This window comes from Kribbella sp. NPDC059898 (assembly GCF_042730855.1).
GTDB lineage: Bacteria > Actinomycetota > Actinomycetes > Propionibacteriales > Kribbellaceae > Kribbella.
Window position 1 is genome coordinate 74,855 of the sequence record NZ_JBHWKR010000004.1, and the last position, 17,877, is coordinate 92,731.

The 17,877-nt window shown below is 69.0% G+C and carries 15 protein-coding genes; 10 read left to right on the plus strand and 5 right to left on the minus strand.

What is annotated here, in order from left to right; genetic code table 11:
• Positions 1-6 precede the first annotated feature (6 nt).
• The 7 genes from ACFV9C_RS14345 (at position 7) to ACFV9C_RS14375 (ending at position 7,678) form a co-directional block, all read left to right on the plus strand.
• On the plus strand, positions 7-945 hold the full coding sequence (locus tag ACFV9C_RS14345) for an ABC transporter ATP-binding protein (RefSeq protein ID WP_380193688.1): 939 nt from the start codon (positions 7-9) through the stop codon (positions 943-945).
• Complete coding sequence (locus ACFV9C_RS14350) at positions 945-1,727, plus strand: ABC transporter permease (RefSeq protein ID WP_380193689.1); 783 nt, start codon at positions 945-947, stop codon at positions 1,725-1,727. The genes ACFV9C_RS14345 and ACFV9C_RS14350 overlap by 1 nt, the downstream gene beginning before the upstream one ends.
• Before the next feature lies 1 nt (position 1,728).
• Complete coding sequence (locus ACFV9C_RS14355) at positions 1,729-2,532, plus strand: ABC transporter permease (protein ID WP_380193691.1); 804 nt, start codon at positions 1,729-1,731, stop codon at positions 2,530-2,532.
• A gap of 38 nt (positions 2,533-2,570) precedes the next feature.
• Complete coding sequence (locus ACFV9C_RS14360) at positions 2,571-3,629, plus strand: hypothetical protein (RefSeq protein WP_380193693.1); 1,059 nt, start codon at positions 2,571-2,573, stop codon at positions 3,627-3,629.
• A gap of 56 nt (positions 3,630-3,685) precedes the next feature.
• Entirely contained in the window at positions 3,686-4,726 is a 1,041-nt protein-coding gene (locus tag ACFV9C_RS14365; RefSeq protein WP_380193696.1) for a hypothetical protein, read from the plus strand.
• A gap of 69 nt (positions 4,727-4,795) precedes the next feature.
• On the plus strand, positions 4,796-5,542 hold the full coding sequence (locus ACFV9C_RS14370; protein WP_380193698.1) for a hypothetical protein: 747 nt from the start codon (positions 4,796-4,798) through the stop codon (positions 5,540-5,542).
• Between the two features lie 426 nt (positions 5,543-5,968).
• Entirely contained in the window at positions 5,969-7,678 is a 1,710-nt protein-coding gene (locus tag ACFV9C_RS14375; protein WP_380193699.1) for a DUF222 domain-containing protein, read from the plus strand.
• 986 nt (positions 7,679-8,664) lie between these two features.
• Here ACFV9C_RS14375 and ACFV9C_RS14380 read toward each other — a convergent pair.
• On the minus strand, positions 8,665-9,756 hold the full coding sequence (locus tag ACFV9C_RS14380; RefSeq protein WP_380193701.1) for an aminoglycoside phosphotransferase family protein: 1,092 nt from the start codon (positions 9,754-9,756) through the stop codon (positions 8,665-8,667).
• Between the two features lie 54 nt (positions 9,757-9,810).
• On the opposite strand from ACFV9C_RS14380, the gene ilvA reads away from it, so the two are divergent.
• Positions 9,811-11,013, plus strand: a complete 1,203-nt coding sequence (ilvA, locus tag ACFV9C_RS14385; RefSeq protein WP_380193703.1) for a threonine ammonia-lyase — start codon at positions 9,811-9,813, stop codon at positions 11,011-11,013.
• On the opposite strand, the gene ACFV9C_RS14390 is transcribed toward ilvA, so the two are convergent.
• Both ACFV9C_RS14390 and ACFV9C_RS14395 read right to left on the minus strand, forming a co-directional pair.
• A complete protein-coding gene (locus ACFV9C_RS14390) occupies positions 10,998-12,017 on the minus strand; it encodes an alpha/beta fold hydrolase (RefSeq protein WP_380193705.1) in 1,020 nt (339 codons plus the stop codon). The genes ilvA and ACFV9C_RS14390 overlap by 16 nt on opposite strands.
• Positions 12,010-12,453 (minus strand): MarR family winged helix-turn-helix transcriptional regulator, encoded by a 444-nt coding sequence (locus ACFV9C_RS14395; RefSeq protein ID WP_380193707.1) that lies wholly within the window; start codon positions 12,451-12,453, stop codon positions 12,010-12,012. The genes ACFV9C_RS14390 and ACFV9C_RS14395 overlap by 8 nt, the downstream gene beginning before the upstream one ends.
• A gap of 88 nt (positions 12,454-12,541) precedes the next feature.
• Here ACFV9C_RS14395 and ACFV9C_RS14400 point away from each other — a divergent pair, with 88 nt between their 5' ends.
• Both ACFV9C_RS14400 and ACFV9C_RS14405 read left to right on the plus strand, forming a co-directional pair.
• Complete coding sequence (locus ACFV9C_RS14400; RefSeq protein ID WP_380193710.1) at positions 12,542-14,035, plus strand: MFS transporter; 1,494 nt, start codon at positions 12,542-12,544, stop codon at positions 14,033-14,035.
• Positions 14,036-14,167: 132 nt separating this feature from the next.
• Positions 14,168-15,232 (plus strand): PT domain-containing protein, encoded by a 1,065-nt coding sequence (locus ACFV9C_RS14405; RefSeq protein WP_380193712.1) that lies wholly within the window; start codon positions 14,168-14,170, stop codon positions 15,230-15,232.
• A gap of 76 nt (positions 15,233-15,308) precedes the next feature.
• Here the strand turns inward: ACFV9C_RS14405 and ACFV9C_RS14410 are convergent, their stop codons facing one another.
• Both ACFV9C_RS14410 and ACFV9C_RS14415 read right to left on the minus strand, forming a co-directional pair.
• On the minus strand, positions 15,309-17,108 hold the full coding sequence (locus ACFV9C_RS14410; RefSeq protein ID WP_380193714.1) for an AAA family ATPase: 1,800 nt from the start codon (positions 17,106-17,108) through the stop codon (positions 15,309-15,311).
• On the minus strand, positions 17,101-17,856 hold the full coding sequence (locus ACFV9C_RS14415; protein ID WP_380193716.1) for a hypothetical protein: 756 nt from the start codon (positions 17,854-17,856) through the stop codon (positions 17,101-17,103). The genes ACFV9C_RS14410 and ACFV9C_RS14415 overlap by 8 nt, the downstream gene beginning before the upstream one ends.
• Between the last annotated feature and the right edge of the window lie 21 nt (positions 17,857-17,877).

Consider the following 17,877-nt stretch of genomic DNA (forward strand, 5'->3'; position numbering starts at 1 on the left):
GGGCAGGTGAGTGATTCTCTGGTGCACGTCCGCGGTCTGCGGAAGTCGTACGGCGACTTCGAGGCGGTCCGCGGCATCGACCTGGACGTGTGGCGCGGCGAGGCCTTCGGGTTCCTCGGGCCGAACGGCGCGGGCAAGTCGTCGACGATGCGGATGATCGGCGCGGTCTCCCCGATCAGCGGCGGCACGCTGCGGATCCTCGGCCTGGACCCGGCCACCGACGGCCCGGCGATCCGCGCCCGGCTCGGGGTCTGCCCGCAGGACGACACCCTCGACACCGAGCTCTCGGTCCGGGAGAACCTGACGATCTACGGGCGGTACTTCGGGCTCAGCCGGGCGGAGTGCCGGCTCCGCGCGGACGAGTTGCTCGAGTTCGTCGCGCTCACCGAGAAGGCCAAGGTCAAGGTCGACGAGCTGTCCGGCGGGATGAAGCGGCGGCTGACGATCGCGCGGTCGCTGGTCAGCAAGCCGGACCTGCTGCTGCTCGACGAGCCGACGACGGGGCTCGACCCGCAGGCGCGGCACCTGTTGTGGGACAAGCTGTTCCGGCTCAAACAGGCCGGCGTCACGCTGATCATCACCACCCACTACATGGACGAGGCCGAGCAGCTGTGCGACCGGCTCGTGGTGATGGACGGCGGGCTGATCGCGGCCGAGGGGTCGCCGGCCGAGCTGATCCGCGACTACTCGACCCGGGAGGTGACCGAGCTGCGGTTCGGGCCGGACGTGATGCTCGCGGACCACGACGCACTGGCCGGCAAGGTCGAGGACCTCGCCCAGCGCATCGAGGTGCTGCCGGACCGGCTGCTGCTCTACACCGACGACGGCGAGCGCGCGGTCGCCCAGGTGCACGAGCGCGGCCTGCAACCGGCCGCGGTGCTGGTGCGCCGTTCCACGCTTGAGGACGTCTTCCTGAGACTGACCGGCCGGACGTTGGTGGAGTGATGACCGTTGCCGTGGAGAACGGTCGCCGGATGTTCGACTACTGGCTGACCGTCTACAAGCGGACCTGGAAGGGCACCGTGATCAGCAGTTTCCTGCTGCCGTTGCTCTACCTGGCCGCGATGGGGATCGGGCTCGGCTCGTTCGTGGACAGCAACGGGACCGGTGCGCTCGGCGGCGTCAGCTACCTGCAGTTCATCGCGCCGGGGCTGCTCGCCTCGACGGCGTTGCAGATCGCGGTCGGCGAGGCGACGTACCCGGTGATGGGTGGGCTGAAGTGGCAGAAGTTCTACCACTCGATGATCGCGACCCCGCTGCGGCCGGCGGACGTGGTGTACGGGCAGCTCGGGTTCATCGCGTTCCGGGTGTTCACGTCGTGCACGGTGTTCCTGGTGATCATCGCGCTGTTCGGCGGGCTCCGGTCGCCGCTCGGGATCCTCGCGCTGCCGGTGGCGCTGCTGGTCGGGATGGCGGTCGCCGCGCCGATCGCGGCGTACGCGACGACGCTGGAGAACGACTCCGGCTTCGCGATCGTGTTCCGGTTCGGGGTGGTGCCGGCGTTCCTGTTCTCCGGCGCGTTCTTCCCGGTGTCGCAGCTGCCGGACTGGATCGAGTGGCTCGCGTACGTGAGCCCGCTGTGGCACGCGGTCGACCTGTCCCGCGCGCTCAGCCTCGGCTCGGTCAACCCGCTGCTCGCGGTCGTGAACGTCGTCTACCTGCTGGCGTGGTTCTTCGTCGGCACCCGCCTCGCCGTCCGCGGCTTCACCAGGAAGTTGATCGGCTGACATGGCGACAATCGCAGCACGCGTACTTCCGGTGCCGGTCCGGCTCGGCGGCGGGCGGCACATGGTCGAGCGGAACTTCATGCTCTACCGCCGGTCGTGGGTGGTGTTCATCTCCGGCTTCTTCGAGCCGGTGTTCTACCTGCTCTCGATCGGCGTCGGCGTCGCGCACCTGGTCGGCGCGTTCACACTCTCCGACGGGACGAAGATCGCGTACGCCGCGTTCGTCGCGCCGGCGATGCTCGCCAGCTCCGCGATGAACGGCGCGATCTTCGACTCGACGTACAACATCTTCTTCCGGATGAAGTACGCCAAGCTGTACGACTCGATCCTCGCGACGCCGCTGCGGCCGTGGGACGTGGCGACCGGCGAGGTCACCTGGGCGCTGCTGCGCGGGGCGATCTACTCGGCGATGTTCGTGGTCGTGATGCTGATCATGGGGCTGATCTCGTCGTGGTGGGCGCTGCTCGCGCTGCCCGCGTCGGTGCTGATCGGGTTCGCGTTCGCCGGGGCCGGGATGGCGCTGACCACGTTCATGCGCAGCTGGCAGGACTTCGAGCTGGTGCAGCTGGCGATCATGCCAATGTTCCTGTTCTCGGCCACCTTCTACCCGGTCGAGACGTACCCGGGCGCGATCCGCTGGCTGGTCGAGATCACCCCGCTCTACCAGGGCGTCGTCCTCGAGCGCGCGTTCAGTACCGGCGCCGTCGGCTGGTTCCTGCTCGTGCACGCGCTGTACCTCGCCGCGATGGGCACCTTCGGGATGTACGTCGCGTCCCGCCGCCTCGGCAAGCTGCTGCTGAAGTGACCGGAACCAGCACCCCCTGTCCCGCCGTCCGAGACTGCATGACCGATGAGTCCTTCCACGATCTGGTGCGGGCACCGAAGGTGGCGCTGCCGGGCGGACCGCGGCGCTGGGTCGAGGACTCGTTCCGCTTACTGGCCGAGCACTTCGGTACGGCGGCCCTGCGACGGCCGGTCGTCGTACCCGACAAGTTCGTGCCACCCGGGTACGACGGCTCCGACGCCGCCGCGCGGGCCGTCTGCGCGCGGGTCTGCGAGCACCTGGGGATCCCGGCCGAGCGGGTGCATTTCAGTTTCCGGTTGGAGAAGGTCGCCGAGGCCGCCGAGTTGCTCGGGTCGGCAATGCTCGACGGCTATCTCGACCCGGAACACCCGTTGTCGCAGGGCGCCGCGCCCGGGGACCGCGCGGCGGTGCGGACACACTCGAGCCGGCTCGGTACGGCGTCGTTCGAGCAGGTGGACAGCATCATCGACGCCGAGCTGACCGAGGACAGTCTGCTCCCGTTCCTGGTGCGGCGGCTCGGTGCCGACGAGTTCGGGGCCGAGGTGGTGCGGTGCCTCCTCGCGGCCTCCGATCCGGGGCGGGCCGGCGTTGTTCACCCCGCCGTACAGGCCGGCCCGGCACTGGGCCGATGGGTCGACCTGGGCGCCGAATCCCCTGGTATCGAACCGATTCCGGGGCATTGCGCGGTCCTGCTGCGGTCCGATGTGATCGCCGATCCGTTGAAGCTGCTCGCCGCAGTGTCGCACGAGTTGAGCCACGAACTGCTGTCCAGGCCCGCTCCGCCGTGGGCGTCCGGGCCGCTCGAGGAACCGTTGACCGATCTGTGCGCGCTGTTCCACGGGTTCGGTGTCGTGCTGGTCAACGCGGCCGTCGACGAGACCACCCTCGACGACGAATGGGTACACACCTCCGGCTACCTCGGCGAACACGCGCTCGCCGAGGCGTTGGCGTCGTACCGCTTCCGTCAGCACCGGCTGCTCCGCGACGGCCCGCTGCTCCCGGACTGGCACCAGGCGCTCGACCCGGCACCACGGGTCCGTTTCGCGGCCCGTCTGGAGGAACTGATCGGAGGCCCGCCGACCGTGTTGGGTTGGTGATGCAGCTGCAACATTTCCGATGGAACGGGCGCCGGGGCGACCGCGTCAGTTCCGGTATGAATCTGATCGGTGCCTGGCGGCGTCGGCAACGCGAACGCGACCTCCTCTACGGCCCGAAGGTGATGCTCCCCGGCGGACCCGAGCAGTGGATCGAGGACTCGCTGGACTGGCTGATCGGCCGGTTCGGCGTCGAGCCGCTGCGCCGCCGCCCGGTACTGCCGAGCGCTTTCGTGCCGGCCCGGTACGACGGGTCCGAGCGCGCCGCGCGGGAACTCTGCCTCCGGGTCTGCGCCTGGATGGAGGTGCCGGACGACCGGATCCGGTTCAGCTTCCGGATGGAGGACGTCCGCGCCGCGGGCCGCAGTACCGCCGTCCGCCGGTTGCGGGCCGAGCATCCCGCGCTGGTGAGGATTTCGGGGCTGCAGGCAACGATGTCGGCGGTGGAGGTCGAGGAGCTGGCCGCGGCCGGGTACGCCCCCGAGATCTCGGTCCTCGCCGAGCGGGAGCTGGCCGCCGAGGTGAAGCGCAGTACGGCGCTCCGCGACACGACCGACCCGGAGCAGCGTGCCGAACTGTACGAACGCGCCGTCGCGGCCTGGTCGGCACCGGCCGGCACCGGTTCGCGCGCGGCCTGGCTCGACCTGCGCACCGGCGGCCACGAAGGTACGGCGGTGATGCTGGCGGCAACCACCCAGGCCGACCCGTCCGCGGTGATCGCGGCGACGGCGCACGAGCTGGGCCACGAGGTACTGTGGGGATACCACCTGATGGACCGGAGCCGGCCGGACGCGGAGGCGGTGACCGACCTGTTCGCGGTGTTCCACGGCTTCGGGATCTTCCTCGCGAACCAGGCCGTCGAGCGGGTCCCCGGACGACGATCGATGCGGCAGAGCCTCGGGTACCTCGGGGAGCGCGGCGCCTCGGACGCGCTGGCGGCGTACTGCTTCCGCCGCCACACGCTGTGGCCGGAGTCGCTGCTGCCGGTGATGCCGACCGAGCTGGACCGGGCGGTTCGGATCCGCACGTTCGCGCGCCTCGCGGCGCTGGTGAAGAACGCCGAGATCGACTCGATCCAGGACGGCGCCCCACTGCGCTGATGTCAACCGGCGGTGACGCAGCGGTACCGGGAGGTTTCGCTGCGAGGTCGGGCAGGCATGATTCGGCGGGTGAGGAACCCGATCGGCACCATCAAACGAAGCCAGCAGCTGCGCTCCCAGCTGAAGGCACCCCGCGAACGCCTGCGCGGCGGCAGCCGGCGCTGGATCCGGATGTCGATGGACTGGCTGATCGAGGAGTTCGGCCAGGACATCGTCCACCGGCCGATCGTGCTGCCCACCGACGTGATCCCTTCCGGGTACGACGGGAGCGAGGCCGCTGCCACCGCCCTGTGCGAACTGGTTGCAGGGCGGATGGACCTACGCCCCGGGCAGTGCGGTCTGAGCTTCGAGCTGAACGGCGTACGCCGACCGGTGCGCGCGCACATCGTGAAGGAACAGTCCGGCCGCTGGATCCGCGGCGACGGCCGCAACTCGATCCAGTTGGCGCCCGCGCTGGCAGCGGATCCGGTCGCCCTGACGGCGATCTATGCCCATGAGGTCGGCCATGAACTGCTGCTCGGCGGCGGCCGGATCACCCGCGCGGAGCGACCAGACCACGAGTCGCTCACCGACCTGATCACCGTGTTCTACGGACTGGGCATCTTCACCGCGAACGCGGCCTACGAACGCCGCCCCCGCCCCAACGGCCGAGGCAAACAACCACTGGCCCGCGGCTACCTCCGCGAAGCAGTCCTCTCCGAAGCCCTCGCTTACTACGCAATGCTCCGAGGCGAACGCACCCCAACCTGGGACCACCACCTGGACCCACCCGTACGCCGAGGCATGCGCAACCACCTAGCAATCCTCCACCGCTAACAGCCGCCGCGCGGAGCGTCCGGAGAGCTGACAGCTGCGGTGGTTGTAGGGGAACGGCTGACGGGTGCTGGGGTGGAAGGGCAGAGAGGTGCCGGGCGCTCGGAGGACTGACAAGTGCGCTGGCCGTGATGGGAGGGTTAACGGGTGCTGTGGTTGTGAAAAGAGGGGTGATAGGTGCAGTAGTTGTGACGGGAAGAGCTAACGGGTGCTGTAGTCGTGTGAGTTGTCCGCCCCGCCTGTCGCGGGACGGCGTACCTGACGACGTCGGCGTCACCGCACGACCTGTTCCGCACCACGTCCGCGGCCCGAGTCGCGGCGAACCCTCAGGCGCCACCCGATCGCCCGGCAGAACAAATCTTCCAGATCGCCTTGAAAACAAGGGAATTCGCTTTGAAAACTGTCGGAGGCACCAGCTAGAGTCTGTTCATGGACATTCTCGGCGGACGCACGGTGGTTGCTATAGGCAACCATGAGGTGATGCCTGCCCTCGACGACGTCAACGCCGAGATCATCCGCCTGCAAGCCGTCCGCCTCCAGCTCATCGCCCGCGCCGAGGCAGACGGCCTCGCCCAGGAGCTCGGCGCCCGCGACACCGTCGAACTCCTCACCGTGCGCCACCGCCGCGACCGCACCGAGGCCTGGCGCGACGTCCACCTCGCCCGCGCGCTGCCCAAATACCGCGCCGTCGACACCGCCCTCACCGACGGCGTCCAATGCGCCGACGGCACCGTACGCCAGATGCAGACCGGCCACGCCGCCGCGATCATCACCGAACTCGAACGCGTCCGCACCCGCGTCCCGGTCGAAACCCTGGACGTCGCCGAGGAACAGTTGGTCGGCCTCACGGCCCATCTCACCCCCAAGGAACTGCGCACCGCCGCGAAGCAGTTGTGTGACCGGATCGACGCCGACGGCCCCGAACCCGAGGAGCAGAAGGCCTCCGCGCGCGAGTCGTTGACGTTGACCACCGCCGAGAACGGCGTCAAGTTCCGGGGCTATCTCGCCAACGACAACGCCGAACTGTTGCGTGCGATCGTCCATGCCGGTGCCCGTCCCCACAAGACCGTCGACGGGGAACACGATCCCCGTCCGCGGGACAAGCGTCAGGCCGATGCGCTGACGACGGCGTTGACGGTGGCCGCGAACGCCTGGGACACCGACACCGCCGGGCACGGCGCGAAGGCGAACATCACGGTGACGATCGACCTCGACGACCTCCGCTCAGCGACGGCGACCGCGCACGCGACCGGCCAGACCGTGTATGGCGACGACCTGTCCGCCGGCACCGTCCGGCGTCTGGCGTGTGACGCGAACGTCATCCCGCTGGTGCTGGGGTCGAACTCCCAGCCGCTGGATGTCGGGCGTAGCGAACGCCTGGTGACCAGGCACATCCGGCACGCGCTGGTCGCCCGGGACCGGGGCTGTGTGGTGTGTGCGGCGCCGCCGGTGATGTGTGACGCCCATCATCTGACGCACTGGGTGGACGGCGGCCCGACCGCCGTCGACAACCTCGCGCTCTTATGCCGACGGCACCACGTCGACCTCCACAACGACCGCTGGACCATCACCATCACCACCGGCAAGGTCCACGTAGCCCGCCCCACCTGGGCCGACCCGACCCCCGCGCAAGGCGTAGCCCGCTTCACCCCGGAGAACCCGAGCCCCGCAGAAGGCGTAGCTCGCTTTACCCGGGAGGACCCGAGCCCCGCGGAAGGCGTAGCCCGGTCCAGCCGGGAGAATCCGAGTCCGTCCCAGGGCGTAGCTCGCTTCACCCGGGAGAACCCGAGTCCCTCGCAAGGAGTAGTCCGCCCCGCCTGGGCTGGCTCAACGGCTGCGCAATCCGCGTCGGCTGGGTCTGCTCTTCCCGATCCGTCGCCGCCAGCCGGACCACCGCCGGATATCCCCACCGCACCCGCACCAGCGGGCGCCGGATCAGCCTGCCTGGCTCGCACCGTGTGCGGCCCCCGACCGGAGGACCCTGTCGAGCCAACGGGCGCCCCCTGGGGCGACACAGCCGTGCCCGCCGCGCGAACCAGCCGCTGGAAGGCCGACGAAGCGACCCTCACCGCCGCAGCCCGCTTCGCAGTGTGGGGGGAGCGCACCTCCACCGACCCACCGTCCTTCGTGACAGTCTGAGCTGCCGATTCATTCACTGCCCGGGGTTAGGCAGCGAACGCATGCGGCTCGTCCAACTCGGCAGGAGATGCTGCACGAGCCGGGCGAACCTCTGCCGCGCAGACGGCTGAACGAAGCGCTGGTTTGCTACCTCCCGCCCAAGGTCGGAGGTCCCTGGAGCCTGCCTCCGATCCGGCACGGCGTCCGGGCATGACAGCCGTCAATCGCGTCGTGCTCGACGGGGACGAGCTGACCGCATACGGCGAGCGGGTCCGGCGATCCCCCAGAAGGACGACCCACCAGCACCCGAGTAAGCCGGCGCTGACAGCGGTGGGAGGTGGGGGTGACCGTGGGGGTGGGAGTCGGTGGTGACGGCGCGGTGGGAGGTGGGGGTGACCGTGGGGGTGGGAGTCGGTGGTGACGGCGCGGTGGGAGGTGGGGGTGACCGTGGGGGTGGGAGTCGGTGGTGACGGCGCGGTGGGAGGTGGGGGTGACCGTGGGGGTGGGAGTCGGCGGTGACGGCGCGGTGGAGGGTGGAGGCGACTGCGGGGGTGGAGCCGACGGCGGCAAGCGGGGCGGGTGGGAGGACACCGGATGGGAGGAGGCCCGGGGCGGGAGGATGCCGTTGGGTGGACGCTGGGCGTGGTAGGTCTGCTGCTTCTGCTGCGTCCTCCTCCAGCACCTTCAGTCGTAGGTGCTGCCCATGTTCGTCCCGTTGAGCGTCGACGTCACAGTGGGCGTAGCTGGTGACGGCGCCTCACCTGTGGGCGGCTGCTCCGCCTCACAGACCTGGTCTTCGCATGGCGCGTTGGATCGGCACGCCAGGACACTGGACGATCACGTGCGCGCGACGTGGGTCGAGCCATCAAAGGTGGTGGATCCGGCGCAAGCGCCTCGCGGCCGGATAGTCCAGTCACTCGTCGGTGGTCGTTCCAATACCAATAGCGTCATCAGGTGTCGAGTGTTGACGGGTCGGTAACGGGCATCCCTGCGGTTATGGGTGCCCGTCACCTGAGCAGTTTGCGGGTCCAGAAGTCGCCGCCTCGGAGGAGGGAGGTTTGGCTGGGGCCGGTTACGTGGTCTACCAGGTGGAGGTAGGTGATGGTTTGGTAGAGCACGCCTACTTCCTCGGCGAGGTCTACCGCACGGCGTAGGGCGGTGGGGGTGGCGTACTCCTCCCACTCGGCCAGGTAGGCGTCTCGTACTCGCGGGTCCGCGGACAGTGGGGACCGCGGCTCGACGAATGTCACCAGGTCGAGGAACGGATGCGCCAGCGCCGCGTCCGTCCAGTCGAAGGCGAGCACCTTCCCGTCCCGCACCGCCAGGTTGCGTGGGTGCAGATCGCCGTGCAGCAGCGTCTCCGGTACGCCGATGTCCGCGAGCTCGGTGATTGCCTCGCGCAACTGCTTCGCGCGGTCCGGCAGCTTGGCGAGCTCCGCTGAGGCGAGGCGCCGCGTCAGCTTGTTCGGTTCGAGGAGGCGGTCCAGTTCGGAATCGAGTACGGCGAGCCGCCGATCGGCGCAGCTGTAGTCGAGCAGAAGTTCCGGTTCCGCGACGTAGCTCCGCTGCAGCCGAGCATGGTTGCGTACGGCATCGATCCACAGCGCGACATCGGTCTCCTCGCCGAGCGGCGTACCGAGGTCGGCCAGCAGCAACCACCGACGCGCCTCGTCGATCGCGATCGGCGCCGGGATCTCGCCAGGCCGATCCGCGGACGCCCGCTGCAGGAACCGCGGCTCGTGCGCGAACAGGAACGGCAACGCCTCAGGATCGCTCGACGCCTGCGAAAGGGCCTTGAAATACACGTCACCCGTAGCAGTCCGCACCCGCAGTACGTCGGACAGGCCCCATGTCTTCACCTGCGCCCACGGGCCGTTCGCGTGTACGTGTTTCCCGATCCACTGCAGTTCCTCGTCGTACCGCTCCCGCGATTCGAGCAGGTACGTGACCGGCTCGTCCGACACGCACTCCCGTACGACGGCCTCGACGTCGTACTGCTCGCGCAGCGCCCGCAGTACCGGCTCGACGTCCGGGAACCAGAAGTCGTCCGGCATCTCGACCCTGAAGACCTGTTCGGCGAGGTGAGCCTGGACTTCCATGTGCAGAAGCGTATGTTCCGGGCGCAACTGCTTTTCCCCGTTAAGGTGCATGTCGTGATCGATGCCAGAGATGTAGCGCGGGCGGCCGATCTGCTGCACGACGTGGTCGCGCCGACGCCCCTGGAGTACTCGCGCTGGCTGAGCGACCTGGTCGGCGGCGACGTGTTCCTGAAGTGCGAGAACCTGCAGCGCACCGGGTCTTTCAAGCTGCGTGGGGCGTACGTGCGGATGGCCCGGCTGTCCAAGGCGGAACGCGCCCGCGGCGTCGTCGCGGCCAGCGCCGGGAACCACGCGCAGGGTGTCGCGCTCGCGGCGCAACTGCTCGGCATCAAGGCGACCGTGTTCATGCCGAACGGCGCCCCGATCCCGAAGGAGAAGGCGACCCGGGCGTACGGCGCCGAGATCCGGTTCGCGGGTACGTCGATCGACGACTGCCTGATCGCGGCGCGGGCGTTCGAGGTCGAGACCGGCGCGATCCTGATCCACCCGTTCGACCACCCGGACATCGTCGCGGGGCAGGCCACGACCGGGCTGGAGATCGTCGAGCAGTGCCCGCAGGTGCGGACCGTCGTCGTACCGACCGGTGGCGGCGGCCTGCTCGCCGGGATCGCGGCGGCGATGCAGCGTGACGGCCTGCCGATCGAGGTGGTCGGTGTGCAGGCGGCCGGCGCCGCGGCGTACCCGGCCTCGCTGGCGGCGGGGGAGCCGGTGCAGCTGGAGCGGATGCGGACGATGGCGGACGGGATCGCGGTCGGGCTGCCCGGGAAGGTCCCGTTCGAGACGGTCCAGCGGTACGTCGCCGACGTCCGGACCGTCGGCGAGGACTCGTTGTCGAAGGCGCTGCTGCTGGTCCTCGAACGCGCGAAGCTCGTCGTCGAACCGGCCGGCGCCGCCGCGGTGGCCGCCGTACTCGACGAGCCGATGCGTTTCAAGCCGCCGGTGGTCGTGGTGCTGTCCGGCGGGAACATCGACCCGCTGCTGCTGATGCGGGTGATCCGCCAGGGCATGGCCGCGGCCGGACGGTACCTGTCCGTCAGAGTGCGCATCCCTGACACGCCAGGTGGGCTGGCGATGCTGCTGACCCAGATCGCCGCGCTGGACGCGAACCTCATCGAGGTCCTGCACGAACGCATCTCCGAAACCCTCAGCCTGGAAGAGGTCGAGGTCGCGCTCCAGCTGGAGCTCCGCGGCGAGGACCACCGCGAACGCCTGCTGGCCGGCCTGGTCGCGAACGGGTACAGCTACACGCTCAACTGACGCACGTACGTCACCAGGCTGACCAGGAACTTGCCCGGCTCCTCCCACGGCGCGAGATGCGCCGAGTGCTCGAACCAGATCGCCCGCTTGTACGGCGCCTGCAGCGTCTCGAACCAGGCCTCGACCGGCGCCGTCGGCGTCGTGTAGTCGTGCCGCCCGAGGAACATCAGCACCGGGATCGGGAACTCGGTCACCCCGGTGAAGTCCACCTCGAGCATCTCGTCGAGCACCCGGCCGAGCGTGAACACGTTGCCGTCGCCCATCGCCTCGGCCTCCGCGACGGTGTACTCCGGCGACAGCAGCGGCGCCATGAAGAAGTAGAACGAGCTGTCCCGGTACGCCGACAGCCCGCCGCGGTACTGCGCCCACTCGCGCGCGATGATGATCCGTTCGCGGGTCACGGGCTGGTCACCGGGGTACGGCGCGATCGACGCGAGCTGCTCGAGTGCCTCGGTGTGGTCGTGCTCGCGGGCCTGGTCGAGCGCGTACTCGAAGCAGAGCTGCTCGTTCGCCCGGGCGTTCGCGATCTGCCCGATGCCGACGTACGCGTGGAAGAGGTCCGGCCGTTCGAGCGCGGCCCGGGTGGCGATGATCGTGCCCCAGCTGTGGCCGAGCAGGACCAGTTTCGGTACGCCGTACCGGTCGCGGATCTGCTCGGCGAGCTCGATCGCGTCGGCGACGTACTGCGCGATCGTCAGGGTGCCGGCGATGTTCTCCGGGTCGACCGTGTGCAGGGTGCGGCCCGCGGCGCGCTGGTCGTACGTCACGACCGTGAAGTACTCCTCGACCGGTCGCTGGAACTCCCAGGCCACCGGGGCGAGCGGCGAGGCCGGGCCGCCGTGGACGAACAGGATGACCGGGTTGGCGCGGTCGTTGCCGCGGGCATAGACCCAGTGGTCCACGCCGCCGGCGGTCAGCAGGTAGTTCTCCTGGACGCCGTCGGGCGTGACGATGCGCTGCAGGTCCGCGACGATCTCGCGAGCGTCGTCGAAGGTTTCACTCACTCGGTGAGAGTACGGGCTCGCAGGTCTTCACCAGTGGGGCGTGCAGTCGCTGCGCGAGCACCTGACGCTGGGTCGGCTGGGCCTCGGCCTGCCGCTGCAGGCCCTCGTCGGTCAGCCGGACGTTGATCGCGCGGCGGTCCTCGGGGCACATGTGCCGCTCGACCAGGCCGGCGACTTCGAGGCGGCCGATCACCCTGGACAGGGCGCTTTGGCTGAGGTGGACGGACTTCGCGATCGTCGCCACCTTCGCGGAGTGCTCCGGGAACTCGGCGAGCCGCTCGAGCACCTCGTACTCACTCATGCCGAGCGAGTGCCCGGCCTGCAGCGCCCGGTCGAGGGCGCAGGTCAGATCGGCGTGGCGAGCCAGCAGCTCGCGCCATTCGCGCACATCGGCGGTGGTCTCACCAGTCCCACCGCTGACCTTCGTAGCGGTCATGTCGCTCAACATAGCATGCAGGTGCAATCAATGCAAATGCATTTAATGCCTAGACATTAGATGCACACGCATGCAATAGTCTCTTCTCGTGACTACGCAAACCACATCTCCCGCCCGCATGACCTGGGATGCCCGTCTCTGGGGCGCACTCCTGGTGGTCTGCGGCGTGATCTTCCTCGACGGCCTGGACGTGTCGATGGTCGGCATGTCGCTGCCGTCCATCGGCGCCGACCTCGGCGTCTCCCTTGCCTCTCTGCAGTGGGTCGTGACCGGCTACGTGCTCGGGTACGGCGGTCTGCTGCTGCTCGGCGGCCGGACCGCCGACCTGCTCGGCCGGCGCCGGGTCTTCCTGATCGCGCTGGCCGTCTTCGCCGTCGTCTCGATGCTGAGCTCGCTGGCGAGCAACCCCGAACTGCTCATCGCGGCGCGGTTCGTGAAGGGCATCGCCGCGGCGTTCACCGCCCCGGCCGCGCTCTCGATCATCACCACCACCTTCCACGAGGGACCGGATCGCAACCGGGCCCTCAGCATCTTCACCACCTGCGCCGCCAGCGGCTTCTCGATGGGCCTGATCCTCGGCGGCGCGCTCACCGAGGTCGGCTGGCGCTGGACCTTCCTGATGCCCGGCCCGGTCGCACTGATCGTGCTGCTGTTCGGCCTCAAGCTGATCCCGAACAGCCCGCGGGACAACGCCGCCGGCGGGTACGACGTACCGGGAGCGGTCACCGTCACCGGCGGCATGCTGTCCCTGGTTTACGCGGTCGTCGGCGCCGAACACGCCGGCTGGGTGTCGGTGCAGACCATCGGACTGTTCGTACTGGCCGTCGTACTGCTGGCCGCCTTCGTTGCGATCGAGTTGCGCACCAAGCACCCGCTCGTCCGGCTCGGCATCCTGCGCAACGCGTCGCTGCGGCGCGCGAACCTGGCCATCCTGACCGTCTTCGGTTCGTATGTCGCCTTCCAGCTGATCGGCACCATGTACCTGCAGAACCTGCTCGGCTGGTCGTCGTTCCAGACCGCGCTCGGGTTCCTCCCGGCCGGCCTGCTGGTCGCCACGCTGTCGCCGAACGTCGGCAAGATCGTCGACCGGGTCGGCACCGAGAAGATGATCATCGTCGCGATGGCGTTGTTCGTCGCCGGGTACGCCCTGAGCCTGCGGATCGGGCCTGAGTCGGCGTACTTCTCGACCGTGTTCCCGACGATCATGCTGCTCGGGCTCGGGTTCGCGCTCGGGTTCCCGTCGCTGAACATCCAGGCCGTGTCCGGGGTCCCGGACCACGAGCAGGGGCTGGCGTCGGGGCTGTTCAACACGTCGAACCAGGTCGGCGGCGCGGTCGTGCTGGCGATCGTGACCGCGGTGATCAGCGCTCAGACGGTCGGTGTCACCGCGACCACCGGTGTGCTGTCGGCGTACAAGTCCGGGCTCGGGGTCGTGACCGGGATCGCGGCACTCGGTCTGGTGATCGCGCTGACCGGTCTGCGTGGGCTGAAGGCGCGCCGGGCGGCCGAGGAGGCCGAGGCGGCGGAGCTGGCCGCGGTACAGGACGAGCTGGCGGCGGAGGAGATGACGCCGGCGGCGTGACAACAACCAGCCCTCGCCGGGCTGTGAAGTGATAGAGAGCGGGACGGTGCGGACTCCTTCGGGGGTCCGCACCACTGCTTTTCGGGGGATTCCCCGATTGGTTTCGACCCGGTGGGGTGCTGCACTGGACGCATGAGCAACCAGAGCTACGACGAGAAGGTCAGAGACATCCTGGACCGCGTCGCCAAGGGCCACCTCTCCACCGAGGAAGGTGCCACGCTGATCACCGCCCTCAAGACCGCCGGCACGGCTGACACCGGAGCCACGGCCGGCACGTCTCCGGTTGCCGAGGACACACAGGACAACTCCACCGCCTCCCCGGAGGTGTGGGCCGACGCCGTCGACTCGCCCACCACCGAGCCCACCAAGCCCACCACCGAGCCTGCCTCCGAGCCCACCGCCGGGCCTGCTGCCGAGCCGACCGCCGAGCCGACCGCCGAGCCCACCGTCGCGCCGGTCGGGGAGCCGGGCGCCCGGCACGCCGCGGAGCCTTCGTCCGTGCAGGACGTCGTACCGGATGAGGCCGACGAGGCGCCTGCCGAAGAGGAGCACAGCAACGTGCCGATCCCGTCCGGGGTGCAGCGCGTGACCGTGCGGGCGATCGGGCGCCGGGTGCGGCTGATCGGTGAGCCGGCGGTGAACGGCGTCGCGGTGGACGGGCCGCACGTGATCAAGCGCGACGGCGACACGCTCGCGATCAGCAGCGAGGGCGACATGGGCGTCTCGATCGACGGGTTCAGCATGCTGCGCAACCCGACCGACCTGAAGGCCCACGTGAACGGCCTCGCCAAGGAGCTGTCGATCCGCGTCAACCCGCACCTCGAGGTCGAGGTCGAGGTGACCGGCGGCAGCGTGAACGCCGAGCGCCTCCCCGGCCTGACCAAGGTCCGCGTCACGGCCGGCACCGCGAAGGTCGCCGACGTCGACGGCCCCATCGACGTACTCGTCCAGGCCGGCTCGGCGACCCTGGACGCCCAGCTCACCAAGGGCCGCTCCCGCGTCCGCGTCGAGTCCGGCACGGCGAACGTCGCCCTCCGCCGCGGCTCCGACGTGCACGTCCACACCGAGGCCCAACTCGGCCGCGTCACCTGGGCCGGCGCCGTCTCCGGCCAGTCCAAGGACGTGGAAATCGGCCGCGGCCGCGCCGCCCTCGACGTAGAGGTCCTCGTAGGCACAGCTCAGATCACCTCCGACTGAGGGACTGATTCGCACGGAACGATCTCCGGGTGGCAGGCTTCGTGATTCTCTTGCCACCCGGACGGTCATGGCGTTCCTACGCTGCGTCGATGGGCAGGACACGAACGGACTCGCGATCACCGTGGAGTGCCAGCCTGCGCGCCAAGGACTCCTCGTAGGTTGTGACGAGCAGCTGGTCCAGAACGCTTTGCGACGTCAGATCGGTGAGCATGCGGCCGATCGTCCAGCGGTTCCTCGGATCGAGATGTTCGAGCGGCTCGTCCAGCAGCATCAGCGGGGCCGTGGTGAGCGCCTTCAGTGCCGCCACCTTGTACACCAGCAGCGACTGGGCCTTCTCACCTCCGGACAGCGAGTGATAGTCGACCGTCTTGTCTCCTCGCGCGGCTTGGATCGTGCCGTCGCGCGAGACGGTGAGACTGTCACCGCCTGGCAACTGCTTCCAATGACCGCGGATCAGTCTGACCAGCGGATCCGCGCCACGTGAGGTCAGGTCCCCGGCGACCGCGTCGACGGTGTCTCCCAGAACCGTCGCGTAGGCCTGTCGCCGATAGCTCCTGACAGCAACCTCGAACATTCGGTTCTGAACCTGCAGCCGTTGTTCCTCGCTGCGTGCGACACCGAGCCGGTCCCGGAGAACCTCGCATCGCACCTGTAGGTCGCCGAGCAGCTCGGCCAGGCGTTGGTCAGAGTACGAGGCGAGCTCTGGAGAGGCCGGATCGGCAGGCTCGTCCGTGACGGCCAATGGAGCGGGCAACGGCTCCGAGAGAGTCACACGGAACTCGCGAAGCTTCTCCAGGTGCGAGCCCAGGGATGCCGTCTGCGCTTCGAGCACGGACGCCTCCCGCTCCAGCCGTCGGATCTCCCCGCGGTGTCCCTCGGCAGCCTTCTCCGCGGCGCTTGCATCGAGCTGCCGAAGACACACCGGGCAGTCGTCGCCGGGATGGAGAAGACGTAGCTGCTCCGCGGACACTGTGGCCATGGCGCGACCGCGGGCAGCGCTCTGGACGAGCTCGTCCCACTGCGACCGTAGCCGCTTGCCCATCTCGTCGACCATCGTGAGCGTCAGCTGCCTCGACGGAAGCGACTCGCCTTCCTGCTGTGCAATTCGGACCACGCCCGCAGCCGCCTCGTTGTGACGCGCTCGGACGGCGTCCGCACCTGCCTTCCACTCGGTTCGTTGCTGCTCGATCGTGGCTCGTTTCTCCCGGGCCGCGAGCTCGACCTCGACCTGCCGCAGTCGCTCGGCGGCGACCTCGTACTCGCTCTCGGCAGTGATCAACGCCGTCTGTGCGGCGTCGATCGCCTCAGCGTCGATCTTCTTGGCCTCTCGCGCCTGGCGCTCGGACGCTCTGGCTTCGCTGCGGGCCGCGCGCTGAACATCCGTCAGGACGTCGAGCCGGAGCAGGCGGGAGACCTCCGTGGTCAGGTCGATGCCGATCGGTCGATCTTGTTCCCGCCAGATGGCGTCGTCGGAGCCTACGAGCAGTCGGCTCAACAGCCCGGGAGGGGCACCCAGCGTGGCGGTGATCAGGTGCGCCCAATCGTCATCGCCGGTGCCGGACCCGTCCGCGGTGTGGAACTCGACTGTGCTCCTGGGCTTGCGTGCTTTTGTCGCCGCGGTCATCGAACGGGTGACGGTCACCGGTCCGCGGCTGGGCAGCTCGAGGTCCAGCGTCACCCGGCAGGGTCCGTCGCCGCGCCTGGCTTTGTCGGCGTCGATCCCCGACACCGACCCGAGCAAGGCCCAAGCGATCGATTCCAGGAGTGAGGTCTTTCCCGTTCCGTTCCGCGCTACGAGGAACGTCGTCCCGCCGAACAGTTGGAGGTCGAGGCTGTCGAAAGCCTTCCAGTTCTGTAGCCGTACGCGACTAATCATCGACGCCACCGGTGATGTCGTTCAGATCGTGGGCGAGTTGATCGGCGCTCCAGTTGCCCGCAAGGGCCGCTGTCACACGCTGCGCGACCCAGTCTTCGATGTGATCGTCCAACGAGCCGTAGGCGGCCTTCTTCGCCTCCAGTTGCACCTTCCTCCCGCGGGTCGCTCGCGCTTTGGATGCGGCGATCTCGCCGATGTTCTGTGGATCGATCAGCTCGCTGAGCCCGACTGCGATCGATGCTCGCGGAAGGTCCGACCAGTCGTGGTATGCCGGAGCGAGCAGTTCCTGGACGGCTCGCCGTACCGATTCGTACGGCGTGGCCGACACGCGCTCGGTGGTCCCTCCCACCGAGATGTCCAGACGACCGGGCAGTTGGTAAGCGTCGATCACAACGCAGGGAAACGGCGGGCTCGGCCGGCAGAGGATCACCGCGTCGGCCTCGACTGTCGTGTTCAGCAGTTCGGTGCCGGCCCGCAGGACCTCCGTCGGCGGGTTGTCCCAGACGACCTTGACCAGGACGCGCAGGCTCTGGCCGTCGACGACGAAATCGGCTGCGGAACTCCCGAGCTCTGACTGCCGGTGCTCGGGCAGCACCGTGACCGGATGCTCGAGGTTCTCGAGCTCGGTCAGAATTGTCCGGAGGACGACCGACCGCTCCTGTGCGGGAACCTGCGGGTCGTCGGCTGGCAGATCGATGGCGCACCCCTCTCGATCGTTGTTCTGATGATGTGTGGCTTTGCCGGACAAGATATGGCGTTTCGGTCCGCT